This is a genomic window from Psychrobacter sp. FME6, from assembly GCF_014861365.1.
Lineage (GTDB): Bacteria > Pseudomonadota > Gammaproteobacteria > Pseudomonadales > Moraxellaceae > Psychrobacter.
In genome coordinates this window covers 1-17,693 of the sequence record NZ_RRYW01000009.1, presented here as the reverse complement: position 1 = coordinate 17,693, position 17,693 = coordinate 1, and the positions used below count along the sequence as shown (strand labels likewise).

General features: G+C 42.8%; 16 protein-coding genes. 4 read left to right on the top strand and 12 right to left on the bottom strand.

Features of this window, described 5'->3' with window-relative positions; all coding sequences use genetic code 11:
- Positions 1-100: 100 nt before the first annotated feature.
- The 6 genes from EI162_RS02425 to EI162_RS02400 all read right to left on the bottom strand — a co-directional run bounded on the left by EI162_RS02425 (position 101) and on the right by EI162_RS02400 (position 8,003).
- A complete protein-coding gene (locus EI162_RS02425) occupies positions 101-325 on the bottom strand; it encodes a heavy-metal-associated domain-containing protein (RefSeq protein WP_192522843.1) in 225 nt (74 codons plus the stop codon).
- Between the two features lie 344 nt (positions 326-669).
- On the bottom strand, positions 670-924 hold the full coding sequence (locus EI162_RS02420; protein ID WP_192522842.1) for a cation transporter: 255 nt from the start codon (positions 922-924) through the stop codon (positions 670-672).
- Between the two features lie 27 nt (positions 925-951).
- Positions 952-1,827, bottom strand: coding sequence for a 3-deoxy-8-phosphooctulonate synthase (kdsA, locus tag EI162_RS02415; RefSeq protein ID WP_192522841.1), 876 nt, complete (start codon positions 1,825-1,827; stop codon positions 952-954).
- A gap of 543 nt (positions 1,828-2,370) precedes the next feature.
- Positions 2,371-4,005 carry a CTP synthase gene (locus EI162_RS02410; RefSeq protein ID WP_192522840.1) on the bottom strand — a complete coding sequence of 545 codons (1,635 nt, stop codon included), beginning with the start codon at positions 4,003-4,005 and terminating at the stop codon, positions 2,371-2,373.
- Between the two features lie 213 nt (positions 4,006-4,218).
- Positions 4,219-5,247 (bottom strand): porin, encoded by a 1,029-nt coding sequence (locus EI162_RS02405; RefSeq protein WP_192522839.1) that lies wholly within the window; start codon positions 5,245-5,247, stop codon positions 4,219-4,221.
- A 557-nt stretch (positions 5,248-5,804) separates the two neighbouring features.
- Positions 5,805-8,003: a malate synthase G gene (locus tag EI162_RS02400; protein WP_192522838.1), complete on the bottom strand. Its 2,199-nt coding sequence runs from the start codon at positions 8,001-8,003 to the stop codon at positions 5,805-5,807.
- Positions 8,004-8,621: 618 nt separating this feature from the next.
- Between EI162_RS02400 and EI162_RS02395 the strand changes: the two genes are divergently transcribed.
- Positions 8,622-9,323, top strand: a complete 702-nt coding sequence (locus EI162_RS02395) for a tRNA-(ms[2]io[6]A)-hydroxylase (RefSeq protein ID WP_192522837.1) — start codon at positions 8,622-8,624, stop codon at positions 9,321-9,323.
- A 254-nt stretch (positions 9,324-9,577) separates the two neighbouring features.
- On the opposite strand, the gene EI162_RS02390 is transcribed toward EI162_RS02395, so the two are convergent.
- The 6 genes from EI162_RS02390 to mtgA form a co-directional block, all read right to left on the bottom strand.
- Positions 9,578-9,766: a hypothetical protein gene (locus EI162_RS02390; protein ID WP_192522836.1), complete on the bottom strand. Its 189-nt coding sequence runs from the start codon at positions 9,764-9,766 to the stop codon at positions 9,578-9,580.
- 90 nt (positions 9,767-9,856) lie between these two features.
- Entirely contained in the window at positions 9,857-10,408 is a 552-nt protein-coding gene (locus EI162_RS02385) for a hypothetical protein (RefSeq protein ID WP_225736889.1), read from the bottom strand.
- Positions 10,409-10,547: 139 nt separating this feature from the next.
- Positions 10,548-10,796 (bottom strand): hypothetical protein, encoded by a 249-nt coding sequence (locus tag EI162_RS02380; RefSeq protein WP_192522835.1) that lies wholly within the window; start codon positions 10,794-10,796, stop codon positions 10,548-10,550.
- 57 nt (positions 10,797-10,853) lie between these two features.
- Entirely contained in the window at positions 10,854-11,024 is a 171-nt protein-coding gene (locus tag EI162_RS02375; protein ID WP_192522834.1) for a hypothetical protein, read from the bottom strand.
- A gap of 397 nt (positions 11,025-11,421) precedes the next feature.
- Positions 11,422-13,614, bottom strand: a complete 2,193-nt coding sequence (ppk1, locus tag EI162_RS02370) for a polyphosphate kinase 1 (RefSeq protein WP_225736890.1) — start codon at positions 13,612-13,614, stop codon at positions 11,422-11,424.
- Positions 13,615-13,838: 224 nt separating this feature from the next.
- A complete protein-coding gene (gene mtgA / locus EI162_RS02365; RefSeq protein ID WP_192522832.1) occupies positions 13,839-14,525 on the bottom strand; it encodes a monofunctional biosynthetic peptidoglycan transglycosylase in 687 nt (228 codons plus the stop codon).
- A gap of 294 nt (positions 14,526-14,819) precedes the next feature.
- Here mtgA and EI162_RS02360 point away from each other — a divergent pair, with 294 nt between their 5' ends.
- The 3 genes from EI162_RS02360 to EI162_RS02350 all read left to right on the top strand — a co-directional run bounded on the left by EI162_RS02360 (position 14,820) and on the right by EI162_RS02350 (position 17,540).
- On the top strand, positions 14,820-15,158 hold the full coding sequence (locus tag EI162_RS02360; protein ID WP_192522831.1) for a glutaredoxin family protein: 339 nt from the start codon (positions 14,820-14,822) through the stop codon (positions 15,156-15,158).
- A gap of 74 nt (positions 15,159-15,232) precedes the next feature.
- Complete coding sequence (locus EI162_RS02355; protein WP_192522830.1) at positions 15,233-16,462, top strand: alpha-hydroxy acid oxidase; 1,230 nt, start codon at positions 15,233-15,235, stop codon at positions 16,460-16,462.
- Positions 16,463-16,634: 172 nt separating this feature from the next.
- Positions 16,635-17,540, top strand: a complete 906-nt coding sequence (locus tag EI162_RS02350) for a rhomboid family intramembrane serine protease (protein ID WP_192522829.1) — start codon at positions 16,635-16,637, stop codon at positions 17,538-17,540.
- Positions 17,541-17,693 lie beyond the last annotated feature (153 nt).

Genomic DNA, 17,693 nt, shown 5'->3' with positions numbered 1-17,693 from the left:
ATGATAATGAATGTTAAATGCGCATAGTTTAGCATTACTTTAGCGCAGCCACTAAAAAACCAGCTATAGCAGCTGGTTTTTCGTTTACCCCAATTAGCAATTAAGCGTTTGCAACGGTGGCATCAAAGCCTGCCTCATCGATAGCAGCAGCAATTGCCTCTATACTGGTTTTGCTGTCATCGAAGGTTACTGTCGCTAAATTATCAGCCAGATCAACAGAGATAGTCTCTACCCCATCGATTTCGCTAGTAGCAGTATGGACACTTGCCACACAGCCACCACAAGTCATGCCATCGATTTTAATAATACGGGTTTGGTTTGCCATGGTAGGCTCCTTATTTTTATTGGTGAATACACTGCTTTTATAATTGTCTTTATACACATATAGGCAGTTCTAAATAAAATTGATACGTTGGCAGGTTAGCAACCACGTGCTACTGTTATCAATTTTTCTTGCTTGCTGTTCGCAAGCGTGACAGAGGCTGCGAAAAATTTACTCCAGTAGCACTCGTATCGGTTTTAAAGTAAATTAACTATACTTATAAATACAGTATGAAACTAGCATAAGCCGAATCAAGGTCAACAACAAGTCCGTTTGGTTGTAACTTTATTAAAGCAGTTTTTATTTAAGTGTTTTTTATAAAATTACGGTTTGTTAAAGTATTGCCATTAATCATCATACCGTGGATTTTGCGGGGCATCGATAGGAAACGGTTGGGTGACATAATCGACCGTACTAATGGCCGCCACAAAAGCATGGATGGTCGTTTGCGTATCATCATAACGTATGAACGCAATACTATTATCAGTATCTAGCTCAATTTCAGTGACGCCTGTGATATTCTTTAGCGCTGTCATCACGCTTTCTAACCCCTCGGTATCATCGATATTTTCGATACTTACTTGCGCAATTTTAATTGCCATGGTCTTATCCTCTCATCATTGACGTTATTACTGCGTATCCAATACCTCAAAACCTTTGACCAAATCATCTATCTGCTTCAGTTGGCGTAAAAATGGCTCTAACTGGCTCATACGCAGCGCACAGGGCCCATCACATTTAGCAGTTTCTGGGTTTGGGTGTGCCTCTAAAAACAGCCCTGCCAATCCAGTCGCCATACCTGCGCGTGCCAGAGTGGTGATTTGCTCACGGCGTCCACCAGCACTGTCGCTACGTGCACCCGGTTGCTGCAAACTATGGGTCACATCAAAAAACACCGGAATATCCATCTGCTTCATGGTATCAAAACCCAGCATATCGACGACTAAGTTATTATAACCAAAGGCACTGCCGCGCTCACAAAGAATAAGCTTGTCGTTACCTGCTTCAAGGCATTTATTAACGATATGGCGCATCTCATGTGGCGCTAAAAACTGCGCCTTTTTAATATTAATAATGGCATCTGTCTTGGCCATCGCATGGACTAAATCCGTCTGACGCGATAAAAAAGCAGGCAGCTGGATAATATCGGCAACCTCAGCAACTGGCGCCGCTTGATGCGGCTCATGCACATCGGTAATAATCGGCACATTAAACTTTTCTTTAATTTGTCCAAGCCAATCGATACCCTGTTCTAATCCAGGGCCGCGATACGAATGCAGGCTTGAGCGATTGGCCTTATCAAAACTGGCTTTAAACACATAGTCAATACCCAACCTTTGGCAAATATCGACATATTGCTCAGCAATTTCAAACGCCATCTCTTTTGACTCTAAGACGTTCATACCACCGAATAACACAAACGGCTGATCGTTGCCGATGTTGATGGTGTTGTTATTAGGGGTATTAAGCTCAATATGTGATTGTGCCGTTAATAAATTTTCCATGAAGTGCTGGCCCTCGTTATTGTTATAAATAATTGGTATGAATAGTTGTTATAAATACGTCTATCCCATATTGTAACCGATAGCCCGATGAAAAAAAGTGTCCAAGCGTAATTGGGCGTAATTAGCCCCTATAGTCAGTCCTCAATAAAATAAGTACAAATATTATAGCGAGCTACTAGGGCGTATCCTCATTTTGAAATGGTGATAAAAATGAGATAAATTGCTGTCAAACAAGGAAAATAGCACAGATAATATCAAGATATTAGCCAGCTATTTGACGCAGTTTGGCAAGATTTAGCCCATTTAGTTGATTTTGTTCAGATTGAGGACATGCCCTAGGATAAGTTTTCCTTGCTTGCTGTGCCTACGCAGACAAAGGCGGCGCAAAACTTATCCCAGTAGCACTGTATTTTTTATAGTAGATCGACTATATCGATAATATTAACTGCACAACAATCAAAACGTCATCATAAAAAAGCCAAAAAAAAGACCAATCCGCAGATTAGTCTTTTTTGAAGTTTTGTTCGTCATTAAGCTTAACGCTTATTTATTATCGCTATAAGTTCTTGCGGCTTTTACCAAGCTATTAAACAGTGGATGACCACCGCGTGGTGAGCTGGTAAATTCTGGATGGAACTGTACGGCGATGAACCAAGGATGATCGGCAATCTCAACCGACTCTACCAAATGCTGCTTGGCAGAATACCCTGAAACCATCATACCAGCTTGCTCTAATGGCTCGATATATCGACTGTTCATCTCATAACGATGACGATGACGCTCAGTAATATTGGTTGCGCCATAGATTTGGGCAAGCTTACTACCAGCGACCAATTCAGCTTGCTGGGCCCCTAAACGCATGGTGCCACCAAGGTCTGAATCGTCACTACGAATCTGCAATTCGCCGCGCTCATCCAACCATTCGGTAATCAAGCCAATGATAGGTTCAGCCGCCGTACGATGGAACTCAGAAGAATTAGCATCGATATGCAGCACGTTACGCGCGTATTCAATGACTGCCAACTGCATACCTAAGCAAATACCTAGATACGGCACCTTGTTTTCGCGTGCATAGGTAATGGCTTTCATTTTGCCCATCGTGCCACGTTCACCGAAACCACCGGGTACCAAAATAGCATCGGCGTCGCTCAGGCGGGCAAATAACTTATCGTCGCTCTCTAATAGCTCGGCATCGATATAATCAATTTTTACATCCGCTTTATGAGTGATACCTGCGTGTAGCAATGCTTCGTTGATAGACTTATAGGCATCAGGTAGCTCGACGTATTTGCCAACCATCGCCACTGTCACCGTCGCTTCAGGGTTTAGCTGCGCTTCGACTACTTTATCCCAATCGCTTAAATCCGCTTCTGGCAAATCAAGACCAAAACGCTCACAGATTAAGTCATCTAAATCTTGCTCATGTAAGGTACGCGGTATTTGATAGATACTTTGCGCATCTTCACACATGATGACCGCACGCTCTTCGACATTGGTGAATAGCGCAATCTTACGGCGGTTGTCTTGAGAGATGTGATGATCAGAGCGGCAAATTAAAATATCTGGCTGTAAACCAATAGAACGTAGCTCTTTTACCGAATGCTGGGTAGGCTTGGTCTTAGTTTCACCCGCGCTGGCAATATAAGGCACCAGTGTTAAATGCATCAGCATGGCGCGATTACGGCCTAGCTCTACTTGCATTTGGCGCACCGCTTCCATAAACGGCAATGACTCGATATCACCCACTGTCCCACCAATCTCGATGATGGCAACATCGTAGCCTTCGCCACTAGCAATGATTTTGCTTTTGATTTCGTCAGTGATATGCGGAATCACCTGCACCGTACCACCAAGATATTCGCCGCGACGCTCTTTATTCAGGACGTTCTGATAAATACGGCCACTGGTAAAGTTATTGCTCTTACTCATCTTTGAATGGCGTAAAAAACGCTCATAGTAGCCCAAATCTAAATCAGTCTCTGCGCCATCTTCAGTGACGAATACTTCGCCATGTTGAAACGGGCTCATCGTCCCTGGATCGACGTTGATATACGGATCCATTTTGGTCATCGTCACGTTTACGCCACGCGCTTCTAAGACGGCAGCAAGAGAAGCGGCGGTGATACCTTTTCCTAGTGAGGACACTACCCCACCGGTCACAAATATAAACTTGGTCATAGTACTCTGTCGGTAATTGGTAAAGAAGGATTTTACTAAAAATACGGCACAAAATATAGGGCAAAAGCACAAACTCTTTGAAACATTCCGTTTTTAGCGTACAGCGGTTATAAGCGCATCGCTATTATAGCCCACTACCCAATTAAAAAGGCCGTAACAAAAAAAACCCACCCCGAAGGATGAGTTTTTTATAATACAATTCTAATGCTTAGATTAGAATAAGTATTCTAGACCGCCACCAACTGCAAATACATCAGCATCATTATCTTCCCAATCAGCTGAGTTTTGACCAATATAAGCATGAGCAATCATGTTGTCTTTATACATGTACTTGCCACCTAGGACGATTTGGTCAGAATCATAATCTTCCAAGCCAGCTAGGTTATCAGTTTTGTTGTACTGTAGGTATACAGAAGCTGGACGAGCAAAGTTAGCCAGACCCATCTCAGCACTTACTACTAGACCTTTTTCTTTATCAGAGCCATCAAAGTCATAATCAGTTTGCTGATATAGAGCACCTAGCATCACTGGTGCCGCGATGAACTTACCTAAATCGACAGTAGCAGTACCACGGATAACATCACCGGCACCAGCATCCATATCTTTAGTATAAGCAACACCAGCAGTGTAGCCAGTACCTTGGTCAAACATCAATGACGCACCGTAACCGTTGTTACGATCATCGTTGTCTTCAACGAAGCTTTCGTCAGCAGAGTACTGTAGTGCTAGCTCTAATGGTAGGCCAGCATATTTTGGCGCAATCCAAACGATTGAGTTGTCTTGACGCTCATCGCTTTGCATATTTAGCGCTTCAACAACACCACCGTCAGCAAGCGTGTTGCTGCCTAAGTTATCCCAAAAGCCTTCAGTAACAGTCACGTTGTTTACGTAATCTAGTACAGAGGTGTTACGACCAAAGCGGAACTCACCAGTAGTTTTGTTGGCTAAACCCAAGAAAGTATCACGGCTTTTAAAAGTTTGAGAACCTTCACCGTCGATATCAACGCCATACTCTAACTGATACACAACATCAGTGTTGGCAGTCATAGCTTCAGAGCCTTTAAAACCTAAACGTGATGCGTTTGAGTTAATTTGTAACGAGTTTGAATCATCATCACCAATAACGTCATCAGCATTAACGTAGTCAGCAGTAACGAATGCTTTACCATAGATTTGTGGTGCTGCGTTGGCTGCAGATACAGATAGAGCAGCAACTGCTGTAGCTAAAAGTAGTTTTTTCATGGGGTATCTCCACTTTACAATTTTAGTAATGAGCGAGCTATTATTAGCTGGTACTCATAATGGTATCGTCACAAATCCTCAAAGATATAATGTGTAACTGGCTACCGAGATTAGTCAGAAACAAGTGTGGCGAAGTTCTATTACCGTAAGATAAAAAAACCAGAACTTACATAGCTAGGATAAAAACCGTAACTGCTATGTAAACTTAGGTTTTTATTGCTCCATTGCGTAACATCCGTTACCAAACTCATACTTCGAATACAAGCATAACAACTTTGACATAATTTGCAACACATTTTTTGCATTTCGCAGTGTATTAATTAACTTATATCGTGTTAGCTATAGTTCATAAACATTGATATAAGAAATCTCTTATATACCTAAATAGAGACAGTGCTTATCGTTTAACAGCATTACTAACTATTTTTGGCTATCGTAATGCCTGTTTTTTAAGCATCAAATTTTAAGCATCAAAATAAAGCGCTACTTATGTATAAATAAGTAGCGCTCATAAAAATCACAAGTTTTTTAATAGATTATGTGCCCAACATACCGATTTAGATGCTGGCTTTTAGGTCAAGTCGTGCTTGATGCAACAGTGGCTCAGTATAACCACTTGGCTGCTCGCGACCTTTAAAGACCAAATCACAAGCGGCTTTGAAGGCATAAGAGTTATCAAAATCATTCGCCATTGGTCGATAGTCAGCATCACCAGAATTTTGCTCGTCGACGACTTTTGCCATACGTTTCATCGCCTCCATCACTTGCTGCTCACTGACAATACCGTGATGTAACCAGTTGGCAATGTGCTGGCTGGAGATACGCAATGTTGCACGGTCTTCCATCAAACCAACATCATTGATATCCGGCACTTTAGAGCAACCAACGCCTTGGTTTACCCAACGTACGACATAGCCTAAAATGCCCTGAGCGTTGTTTTCTAGTTCTTGTTGCTTCTCTTCCTCTGTCCAATTGGTGTCTTTTGCCAATGGAATGGTCAAGATATCGTCTAAGCTGGCACGCTCGCGTGATTTTAGACTGTCCTGAACATCAGCGACATTCACCTGATGATAGTGCATGCTGTGCAAGGTCGCCCCTGTTGGTGACGGTACCCATGCAGTACTAGCGCCTGCTTTTGGATGCGCAGCTTTGGTGTCCATCATCTCTTTCATCTCATCAGGCTTCGCCCACATGCCTTTACCGATCTGAGCATGACCTTGTAGACCTGTTTCAAGTCCGACATCAACGTTCCACTGCTCATACGCTGGTTGCCATGCTTGCGACTTCATATCACCTTTACGCACAAACGGTCCGGCGTTCATGCTGGTATGCATCTCGTCACCAGTACGATCCAAGAAACCCGTGTTAATAAAGATAATGCGCTCTTTTGCTTGGCGAATGGCCTCTTTTAGGTTGACCGTCATGCGGCGTTCTTCATCCATCACACCGATTTTTATGGTATTACGTTCTAAGCCTAATAAATCCTCTGAAGCATCAAACAAATCATTGGCCATTTTTACTTCATCAGGGCTGTGCATTTTTGGCTTAACGATATACATCGAGCCTTCACGTGAGTTTGATAGCTCAGTTTTACCTTTTAAATCATTCAAAGACAATAGCGGGGTAATCAGTGCATCCATCAAACCTTCGAATATCTGTTCTTGACCGTTACCCAAGTCAACTAAGATAGCAGGGTTTTGCATCAAGTGACCGACGTTACGGAGCAACAATAGCGAGCGACCCGGTAAGGTGAACGAGCTACCATCTGGCGCGGTATATTCACGGTCTGGGTTTTGTTTGCGCGTACGGGTTTTGCCACCTTTTTCAAAGGTCTCTTGCAAATCACCATTCATCAATCCCAGCCAGTTATGATAGGCTTCGACTTTTTCTTCAGCATCGACAGCAGCGATTGAGTCTTCACAATCCTGAATAGCGGTAATTGCTGATTCTAATAATACGTCTTTAATATGTGCTGGGTCATCTTTACCAACGGGATGACTGCCATCGATTTGAATTTCAGCATGCAAGTTATTGTTCTTTAATAGGATAGCCGTTGGGCTATCTGCATCACCAACATAACCTGAAAACTGTGCGGCATCTTTTAGTTGCGTGCTACTATCACCTTGAGCAACTTCAAGCTTGCCCTCAACCACTTTAAAGCCAGTCGCATCAGTATAAGAGCCCGATGCTAGCGCAAAGCTTTCATCTAAGAATTTTTTGGCGTAGGCCACAACAGCTGCGCCGCGAGTTGGGTTATAGCCACCCTTTGCTTCTTGACCATTGTCATCACTGATGACATCCGTACCATATAGAGCGTCGTACAAACTACCCCAACGGGCGTTGGTCGCGTTCAGTGCATAGCGAGCATTACGTACTGGAACAACCAGCTGCGGTCCAGCAATCTTTGCAATCTCGTCATCGACATTTTCGGTGCTGACTTTGAAGTCATCGCCTTCTGGCAACAGATAGCCGATTTCTTGCAAGAATGCCTTGTAAGCGGGGTAATCAATTTCACCATTTTGGGCAGGATTGTCTAGATGCCACTGGTCAATCTGCGCTTGAATTTTTTCACGAGTCTCTAGTAGCGCCTTGTTACGTGGGGTAAATTCTTTAATAACCTTTTCAAAACCCGACCAATAACCGTCTGAATCAACACCGACTTTCGGTAGCACTTCGTTTTCAATAAAGTCATACAATTGCTGATCAATGGCAAGAATACCTTTTTGAATACGATTGACGTTAGAAGACTGGCTCATGTTGTTATCCTTAATCTGTTCGTGAGGTGAGTTAGTGCTGAGTTGTGACCGTAACGGTTTGAAAATGCTAAATCTAAAGTGCTTATCTCAAATTTGGCTGAGATAAATAGCAAACATGACAACGCAAAGTATCAGCTGTTATTGAGCAGCCAATTATCCAATAATATAGTGTCTATTCCATAGACTAGTGGTGATTTTCGACTGCCTTTAGCCAGACCTGTCTACAAATATGATGTTTTGCTACAGGATTGGCAATTGTTATACTGCATGCCACTGACCACTAAGTGACAATCAATAGTAAGACAAAATGCCCGAAAAGCAAAATACCATCCTACTATCAAGTAATAAAATAAACAGGAAAATGGTATTCACCAAGTAAATAATGAAACTATATAATATATGATAAGCCATAAAGCGTAAGCCTTATACATCATTAGCAATACTTGAGAGTCACTGTTTTATACGCCAATTATAAACTGTAAGTAATCATTTCAATACCTATTTATGCTTAACCGTTATCTATTAATGAATATCCGTTAGAATATATCGGACACAATAAATGATGTTGAATAGGTCATTTATTGTGTCCATCACCCGTAAATAGAGCCCATTTAAACTATGACTATAAATCAGAACAACCCCTTAATACCACAGACATCAATAGAAGATATTAAAGAAGATAGCGTCGATATCACCCAGTTACGCACACCCATAAAAGTAGACTTGTCACCTATCTATAAATTTTTGGGCGCTAGAACCACACAATCTTGGGTTGAGGCGGCTCTCGCGAACTTGCCGTTAATCATTCAGGATCATGCCAATTGCGAAAAAAAAGCCGCTGGTACCGCGATGAACTTGATATTTCGCTATGAGTTTTCTTATGAACTACAGCGTAAATTGGCACAGCTGATACGTGAGGAGATGCTACATTACGAGCAAGTGCTCGGCATCATGAATGAGCGCGGTCAGGTCTGGGAATATCTGAGTGCAGGCCGCTATGCCAAAGGTATGCTAAAGCATAAACGTACTTACGAGCCAGCAGCGATGGTAGATGTGTTGATTATTGGGGCATTTATTGAGGCGCGCTCTTGCGAGCGCTTTGCGGCACTTGCTGAGGTTATCGATGATGAGCGTTTGGCTAAATACTATCGTTATCTATTAAAGTCAGAAAGCCGTCATTTTGAGGATTATTTGGCACTGGCACAATCACTATCTGAGGAGAATATTGATGAGCGTGTGGCATTTTTTAAAGCAATAGAAGCAGAGCTAATATCAAGTCCAGACACTGAGCTACGTTTTCATAGCGGCTCCCCTGCTTAAAGGCAGTCAAAATATCTGAGAATTACTACAGTGCTACTGGGATGAATTTTGCGCAGCCTCTGCGTATGCAGCACGCCAGAAAAATTTATACCAATAGCACACTAATACAGCCGTACTAGTTTTAGTGTTCATCACTATATATAGCGTTAGCTATCGCTTTGTCAAAAAAAGTGAAGTAACGGATTAGAGTATTGAACTCGATCAGTTACTTCACTTTTTTACTTCTATTTAATTTCGCTTATTACAATAAATGGTTATTTGTCGTCTTCCATTAACGAGCTATCATACTGTTTGGTGTTTTTGGCAACATTATGCGGGTCATGGTCGTCAGTGACTCTTTCTGCCGCAGCTGGATTGACCTTTTGCAAGGCATCATCAGGAACGATACCATTGTTATCGTCTGCATCTTTTAACTCATGATTGTTATTGAATGTATTATTCATAATGACTCCTTATAGCAATTTATCGCAATGTTTTTATCGCAAAACTCCTTCTATATAACCTGCGATTTCTAGAGTACTGCAAAAGGACTATCAATCCTTGTCGTCAGGGTTTAGTACACGTGTCTGGGCGTTATCAACGCTTGCATAGCGATTCCTATCGTTTATTTCTGTGCTTTTAGAAGCATCATCAACAGTCGTATGTTCATTGACGCCTTCATCAAAAGCATTGCCTTCTTGGTCACGGCGATCAGGCTGACGTGCAGGATTGTCATTATCGTTCACGTGTTTTGAGTCAAAGACCCCTGTTTCAAACGTTTCCGTTCCTTTATTGATATTCGTATTATCTACAATACTATCGTCGGTAGACATCACATTATAACTATCATGGTGGATATCTTCGTGCATATGGTCACCATGCTCGACATCATCACTGGCGTATCTTGTACCAATGACTGTTTCTTGGAATGTCTGGGTACTTTTATCCTCGTTATCATGACCTAAGGTAGTAGCATCAGGTGCTAAGATAGCCTCGGCAATACCATCATGTGTCCTATCATTATGAATCTCATGATTGTCGACCTGGTCATCGATAGGCGTTTTAGTCAACGCGGGGTCTTTGGTTTGCATATCTTTATTTTGCATAGTGATATCCTTATATTTTTAACTCAGCTTTGTTATTATTTTATTGGCCACTAGATGTCTGACGACGCTTATCTATAGAAGCTCATTTTTATAAAGGCTCATTGATATAAGATAAAATAGTCACTTATATTATGAGAACTTACTTCTCGCTTTCTTGACTCAAATCATGAGCATCTAAATCTGCAACGTTTTTGCCGCCTGCTGGTAAATCCTCTTCCTTGCGCGGATCAGAATATATCTCATCGGTTTCTTGCGACTCTTGTTGTGGACCATCAATATCGGGTTCATGCTTACGTCCTTCATAGCTATCTTGGCTATTTTTTGGATGTAGTAGAGATGGGTCATCGACCAATACTTTTTCTTCATTGGTATGTCTATTAGCTGTCATAGCGTATCCCTCGCGTTGGTATATTAATTTTTTTAATCCGAACGTCTAGAGCAGTCACTACTTATCCGTGCGCAAATCCTCTTCAATAAAAGAAGTTTGCTCTTTCTCACTCAGCTGTTCAGGTGTGTCCGCTTGTTTATTGTCTTTTAGGTTTTTCTCAATTTTCTGACCGTCAGCTTGTTCTGCTGCTTTTTTGATATCTGACGTATCGTTCGTCGTATTACTCATAATGTCTCCATATTTTTATAATTGGTTAACTGATATAGTTAAAATACTTTAAAAGCGCTACGATACTGCGGGTATAGTTTTTTTGCAGCCTCTGTCTGCGTAGGCACAGCAAGCAAGAAAAAACGGTACCCGCAGTACGTGATGTGATGTAGCGATATTACTTCTCACTGACTATATTAAGTATAAGAAGAATACTGAGTAATGCACCAGTGTACTGCCGTATCAATATGTGAATAAATGTGAGGTTACAAGACAGTTTGTAACTCGTATTGCCTAGAAAAACAAAAAGCCAATGATGGATGATGATCCATCATTGGCTTTTTAAATGCAGCGATGACTAGAGTCAGCCCCCTATAAAATAAATACAATGCTACTGGGATGAATTTTGCAAGGCTGGCTAGACTGTCTCTCCCACCCCGCTAACAACTTTTAATAAATACTCTTGGGCGCTATGCGGTACCTCATCCGCTGCTGGCTGAAGCTGCTGCCATACACCATCACCATCAAGCGTCCAAGCTTGGGTATTATCTTTTAGGTAATTCAGCAAGCCATCTTCATAGACCTGCTTAAACAGCTTTTTATCTTCAATCGGAAACGCCACTTCGACTCGATGGAATAAATTGCGATCCATCCAGTCGGCACTACCGCAATATAAGCGCTCGTCTCCGTTATTATAAAAGTAATAAATGCGCGTGTGCTCTAAAAAACGACCAATGACAGAGCGCACAGTGATGTTTTCGGACAGCCCTTTTACTTGTGGGCGTAGACAACACATAGAGCGCAAAATCAGCTCAATTTTGACCCCTGCTTGCGAGGCATCATATAGCTTGCCAATCAAACGCCGTTCGGTTAGGGCGTTGACTTTGACGATGATATGAGCGCGCTTGCCAGCCTTGGCATGAGCGATTTCATCATCGATAAAACTCATTAGTTTTTCATGCAGCGTAAAGGGCGCGTGCAGGAGCTTTTTGAGGCTGGCAGGTTTGCCCATACCAGTCAGCTCTTGGAATATCTTATGCACGTCTTCTGAGATGTCAGCATCTGCGCTAAACAAACCATAATCAGTATAAACTTTGGCATTGGCGGCGTGATAGTTGCCCGTCCCTAAATGCACATAGCGGCGGATTCTGTCGTCCTCACGGCGTACAATAAGCATGAGCTTGGCATGGGTTTTGTAACCGACGATGCCATACACCACAACTGCCCCTGCTTCTTGTAAGTAGTTGGCAACCGCGATATTAGAGGCTTCATCAAAACGGGCGCGCAACTCGATGACGGCAGTAACTTCTTTGCCATTACGGGCAGCGGCGGCCAGTGCTTTAACGATTTCTGAATTGGTGCCTGAGCGATACAGCGTCTGCTTAATTGCCAACACTTTTGGATCGCTGGCGGCTTGCCACAATAGATTGATAATGGGCGAAAACGCATTGAAAGGATGGTGTACCAGCACATCTCTTTTGCGCATAGCTGCAAACATACTGGTCGATTTATCCAGCTTATCCATCTCACGGCGGAACACTTTTGGCACGATATGAGTAAAAGGCTCGTAACGCAGTGCTGGAATATTAAAATCAAACAACAAACGCGTTAAGTTGACAGGACCATTGACCCGGTATAGCTGATTATCATGCAGATCAAACTCATTGAGCAAGTAATCACTAATAGGTACCGGACAGTCAGTAGTCACCTCCAAACGCACTTTATCACCAAAGCGGCGGTTTTCTAGCTCGCCTTCTAATGCTTTGGCAATATCCTCGACATCATCTGCCAAATCCAAATCGGCATTGCGCGTCAGCCTAAATTGATGGCAGCCAGTGACATTCATCCCAGGAAACAGCTCACCAATGTGCTCATGAATGATGGCCGATAGCATCACGTGGTGCTCTTTGCCGCCCGTTAGCTCATCGGGTAGACGAATCACCCGCGGCAAACTGCGCGGTGCAGGTACAATCGCTAGATTGATATCGCGACCAAAGGCATCTTTGCCCTCTAATGTAGCGATGAAGTTTAGGCTCTTATTGACCAAACGTGGAAATGGATGCGCAGGATCAATACTGATGGGTGTCAAGACTGGCGATACTTGTTCAGTAAAATAACGCTTCATCCAAGCGGATTGCTCGGCATTGAGCTCATCGCGCTTGAGATAACGGATGTCTTCCTTAGCGAGCGCTGGTAGGACATCTTCGTTAAGAATGCGATATTGCTCAGCAATTGCATCATGCGTTATCGTCGATATTTCGTTCAGCACTTCACTGGGGCGCATACCGTGGGCGCTGGTCGAAATATCTGCAATATTAAGTTTTTGCATGATGCCAGCGACACGAATCTCAAAAAACTCATCGATATTTGACGAAAAGATAATTAAAAAGAACAGGCGCTCAAGGAGCGGATGGTAAGGACTGGCGGCCTGTGCTAAGACACGCAGATGAAACTGTAATAAGGACAGGTCACGATTGATATAACTGCTGGGTGAATAGCTGCCGTCTTCTGAACGCTGCCATGCAATCTGGGTTAGGTTCTCATTGTTATCTTTTACATTGGCCTGATTACTAACGCTATTAATGCTATTAAGCTCATTAACATCAATCATGTCATTGATGTGATTACCCTTGTCCTGCTTATCATTCACACCTACCATGTCATCGCTCCTTTTTTATTATCGATACGCCGTCATCTTTTTAAAAACAACATTTCCGACAACCGCTTTGTTAGCATTTTTTATTATCATCATGCTTATGAAATACGGCCACCATTTAACATCGCTGCCCGTTTAACTTTATAACAATTGAGGCGAGCAGTTACGCTGCTTATTAATTAAGCTGATTGTGGCAATGCCGCATTTTTCATCCGTTTTTTGATGATACGCTGTTTATTACGTAAGCGTCTATCGCTCTGATTGTCTTGGTAGTATTTGGGGTTGGTCAGCATGGCGATCAGTAGCGCTGACTCATCACGGTTTAGATTGGCCGCCGATTTATCAAAGTAATGCTGAGCCGCGGCTTCGACACCATAAATACCATTGCCAAACTCTGCTACGTTTAGATAAGCCGTCAAGATACGCTGTTTGTCCCAAAGTGTTTCAATCATTACGGTAATAATGGCTTCCTCACCCTTACGCACATACGAGCGATGCGAGGTCAAAAACAAGTTCTTTGCCAATTGCTGGCTAATCGTTGAGCCACCAGCAGACATTTTACCCGTTTCTTCGTTTTTCTTACGCGCCGCCTCGATACCTTTCATATCAAAACCATTATGCTCACTAAACGTCGAATCCTCACTGGCTATTGCCGCTTGTTTGGCCGACTTGGCAATGGCATCATACTCTGCCCACGTCTGGGTGACTGTACCGCCTGTTAAACGATGGGTCAGCATAAACATACTGTTATTAATGGGCTGGGTTTTCCAAATTAACAGTAGTCCAGCGACCAACACATGGAATGCCACAACCAACAACATTATTGCCAATAATAGCCGTTTGAAAAACTTGCCAAAACTTGCCATGCGCGATATCCAAATGATTGAAAAAGTAATAAAATAAAGTAGAACATTCTGAGTAGAAGCGTTTAAGTAACAAGCCGTCAGTGAAAACGCTACGCCAATCCTCATAAATCGGTAACGATAAACAGCAAGTCATCTTACCTAATCTCACAATCGCTGTCATTATTTACCCCACTTCTTTATCATGTCACAGCGTTTCGACAAAAAACTTCATAACAAGACGAAGCAATACTCACGTTTTGGATAAAAAGCTAAAAGCAAGTACGATGCGGCCAATATTAAGGCGAGAGAATAACTATGGACGATAATGACATAAAAGCATTGCGAGCGCGTATGATTGACGCAAACCCCAGCCTTGCTAGTGCTAAAAACGGTGCTGAAAATAGCGTTGATGATATTGATAAATGGTGGCTACTTGGAACCTCTGGCTGTCATTTATGTGATATCGCTGAGCAGCTAATCATACAGTTTCAAGCGGTACAGCCTATCACTTATAAGATTGTCGATATCGCCGATTTCGATGAGCCGCTTATGATGGAGTTTGCCACCACTATCCCCGTTATTTTGACGCCAACCCAACGCTTAAATTATCCGTTTTCCGTGATGGATTTGCAGCAATTATTAATGGCTTCATAACAATATTAAATGCCTGATAAAACCAATAATCGCTTCTGGCATGCCAATCGTAAAACTTTAGTAGCGAGAACTTTATGAAAGAGTTAAAACCTGTTTTAAAGAAAACCACTTTAAAGAAAACCACTTTAAAAAAAGTCACTGAAATCGAAGACTTGCGCCGTGTCGCTGAACGTAAAGTGCCGCGTATGTTTTATGATTATGTCGACTCAGGCTCATGGACTGAGACCACTTATCGCAGCAATGAGACCGACTTTGACCGTATTAAATTGCGCCAGCGGGTATTGGTCAATATGGACAACCGTCGTCTGGCAACGCATATGATTGGTGAGCCAGTCAAGATGCCTGTCGCCATCGCCCCCACTGGTTTTACTGGCATGATGTGGGCGGATGGCGAGATTCATGCCGCGCGGGCCGCCGAAAAATTTGGCGTGCCTTTTTCATTATCGACCATGAGTATCTGCTCTATCGAAGATGTGGCAGAAAATACTAATGCGCCCTTTTGGTTTCAGTTATATGTCATGCGCGACCAAGAGTTTATGGCCAATCTGATCCGCCGTGCCAAAGCTGCCAATTGCTCAGCACTGATATTGACCGCTGATTTGCAAGTATTGGGTCAACGCCACAAAGACATCAAGAATGGTCTGTCTGCACCACCGAAACCAACTCTTACCAATATATTGAATCTCATGACCAAGCCTGAATGGTGCCTAAATATGCTGGGTACTAAAAGACGCACCTTTGGTAATATCGTCGGTCATGCCAAAAACGTCGAGGATATCTCGTCACTATCAGCATGGACGGCCGAACAGTTCGATCCCGCGCTGAGCTGGGACGATGTCGCCCGTATCAAAGATATGTGGGGTGGCAAACTTATCATCAAAGGCATTATGGAGCCTGAAGATGCTATCTTAGCTGCGCGTAGCGGTGCCGATGCGCTGGTGGTTTCAAATCATGGCGGGCGGCAGTTGGACGGTGCGCTCTCTTCTATCTCTGCCCTCGCTGATATTGTACAAGCGGTACACGCTGAAAACAGCAATATTGAGGTGTGGTTAGACAGTGGTATTCGCTCAGGTCAAGATGTACTAAAGGCCATCTCGCTGGGCGCAAAGGGCACGATGATCGGTCGCGCTTTTCTTTACGGTCTAGGGGCGTATGGTGAAGATGGTGTTCGCCGCGCGCTAGAGCTGATTTATAACGAGTGTGATATCAGCATGGCATTTTGTGGTCATACCGACATCAATCAAGTCACTAATGACATCTTAGTAAAAGGTACTTATGAAAACCTTAAAATTAACCACCTTTAAGCCTGCATCGCTATAAATAATCATAACAGACTTATATAGTTAGGGTCTGTTAAACATTCAAATATTATAGCGTGCTACTGGAATTAATTTGAAAGTGGCTCAACTATAGATGACACACCCTGACCATAGCCTTTATACTCTACCGATACTTTTTCATTGATAGCTCGCTTTTATGCCCATTCAACAGTTATTAAAGACCGCGCCCGTTACCACTTTGCTACTAGCCAGCTTTATTGGACTGTTTATCTTGCAAGTGCTGACAGGCGTTGATGCCAATAACCCATCAACTCAAGCCCTGCTAAAATGGGGTGCCAATGCCTTGCCTTATACCATGGATAACGAGCCGTGGCGCTTAGTAAGTAGCGCCTTTTTACATATTGGCTTAATGCATCTGTTATTTAATGGTTTTGCCATGTACTTCTTTGGGCAAATCGCCGAGCCGATGTTTGGCTCAGTAAGGTTTTTGGCGTTGTTTTTACTGGCAGCAATCGGTGGCAACTTACTCAACAATTATGTCACGTGGCAAGGTATTTTGGATGGTACAGGGCAACCCGGTATATCAGCGGGGGCATCTGGTGGTATAATGGGTATCGGCGCGGCGTTATTAATAGCCGCACTGTTTAAGATATCGGTCAATGGCATGGTGCTCAATCTTAAAAGCCTTGTATTTATTATGGGCATCAACCTTGTGTATGGCTTTGCTGTACCTGGTATCGATAACGCGGGTCATATTGGCGGGGCGATGACAGGTCTCATCATTGCCCTGGCTTTTGCTATTGCCTACCGTCAACGTATGGCCGCTGTTATGCAAAATACAGCGATGCATCAGAGTGGTTATTTGTCTCAAAACCAAAATCAGTACATCAATCAATCCATTGATCAACATCAACCTAAATACCAAACCACCTATATAAACTCTAGTCATTCTGTTCTTAGCGAACAAAAAGCCCCATCAAAACCTGCGCTTATTTGGCAACTGCTGCCATGGGTTATCATACTACTTATTGGCGTTGGCTTTATTTGGTGGTGGCAAATCATTCACCAACAAATATTAGAGGTGCTAAATGCCATTGAATAAAGCATCTGAGTAAAGCTGCTTTATAAATAAAAAGCTGTTATTTATGACTGTCGCACTATATTAATAGCGCACAAAAACAGCTCATTCGTTTTTTGGTAGTGTTCTAAAAAGTATGCTGGCATCAGACGTAGCCATAATTGATGTAAAAGAACA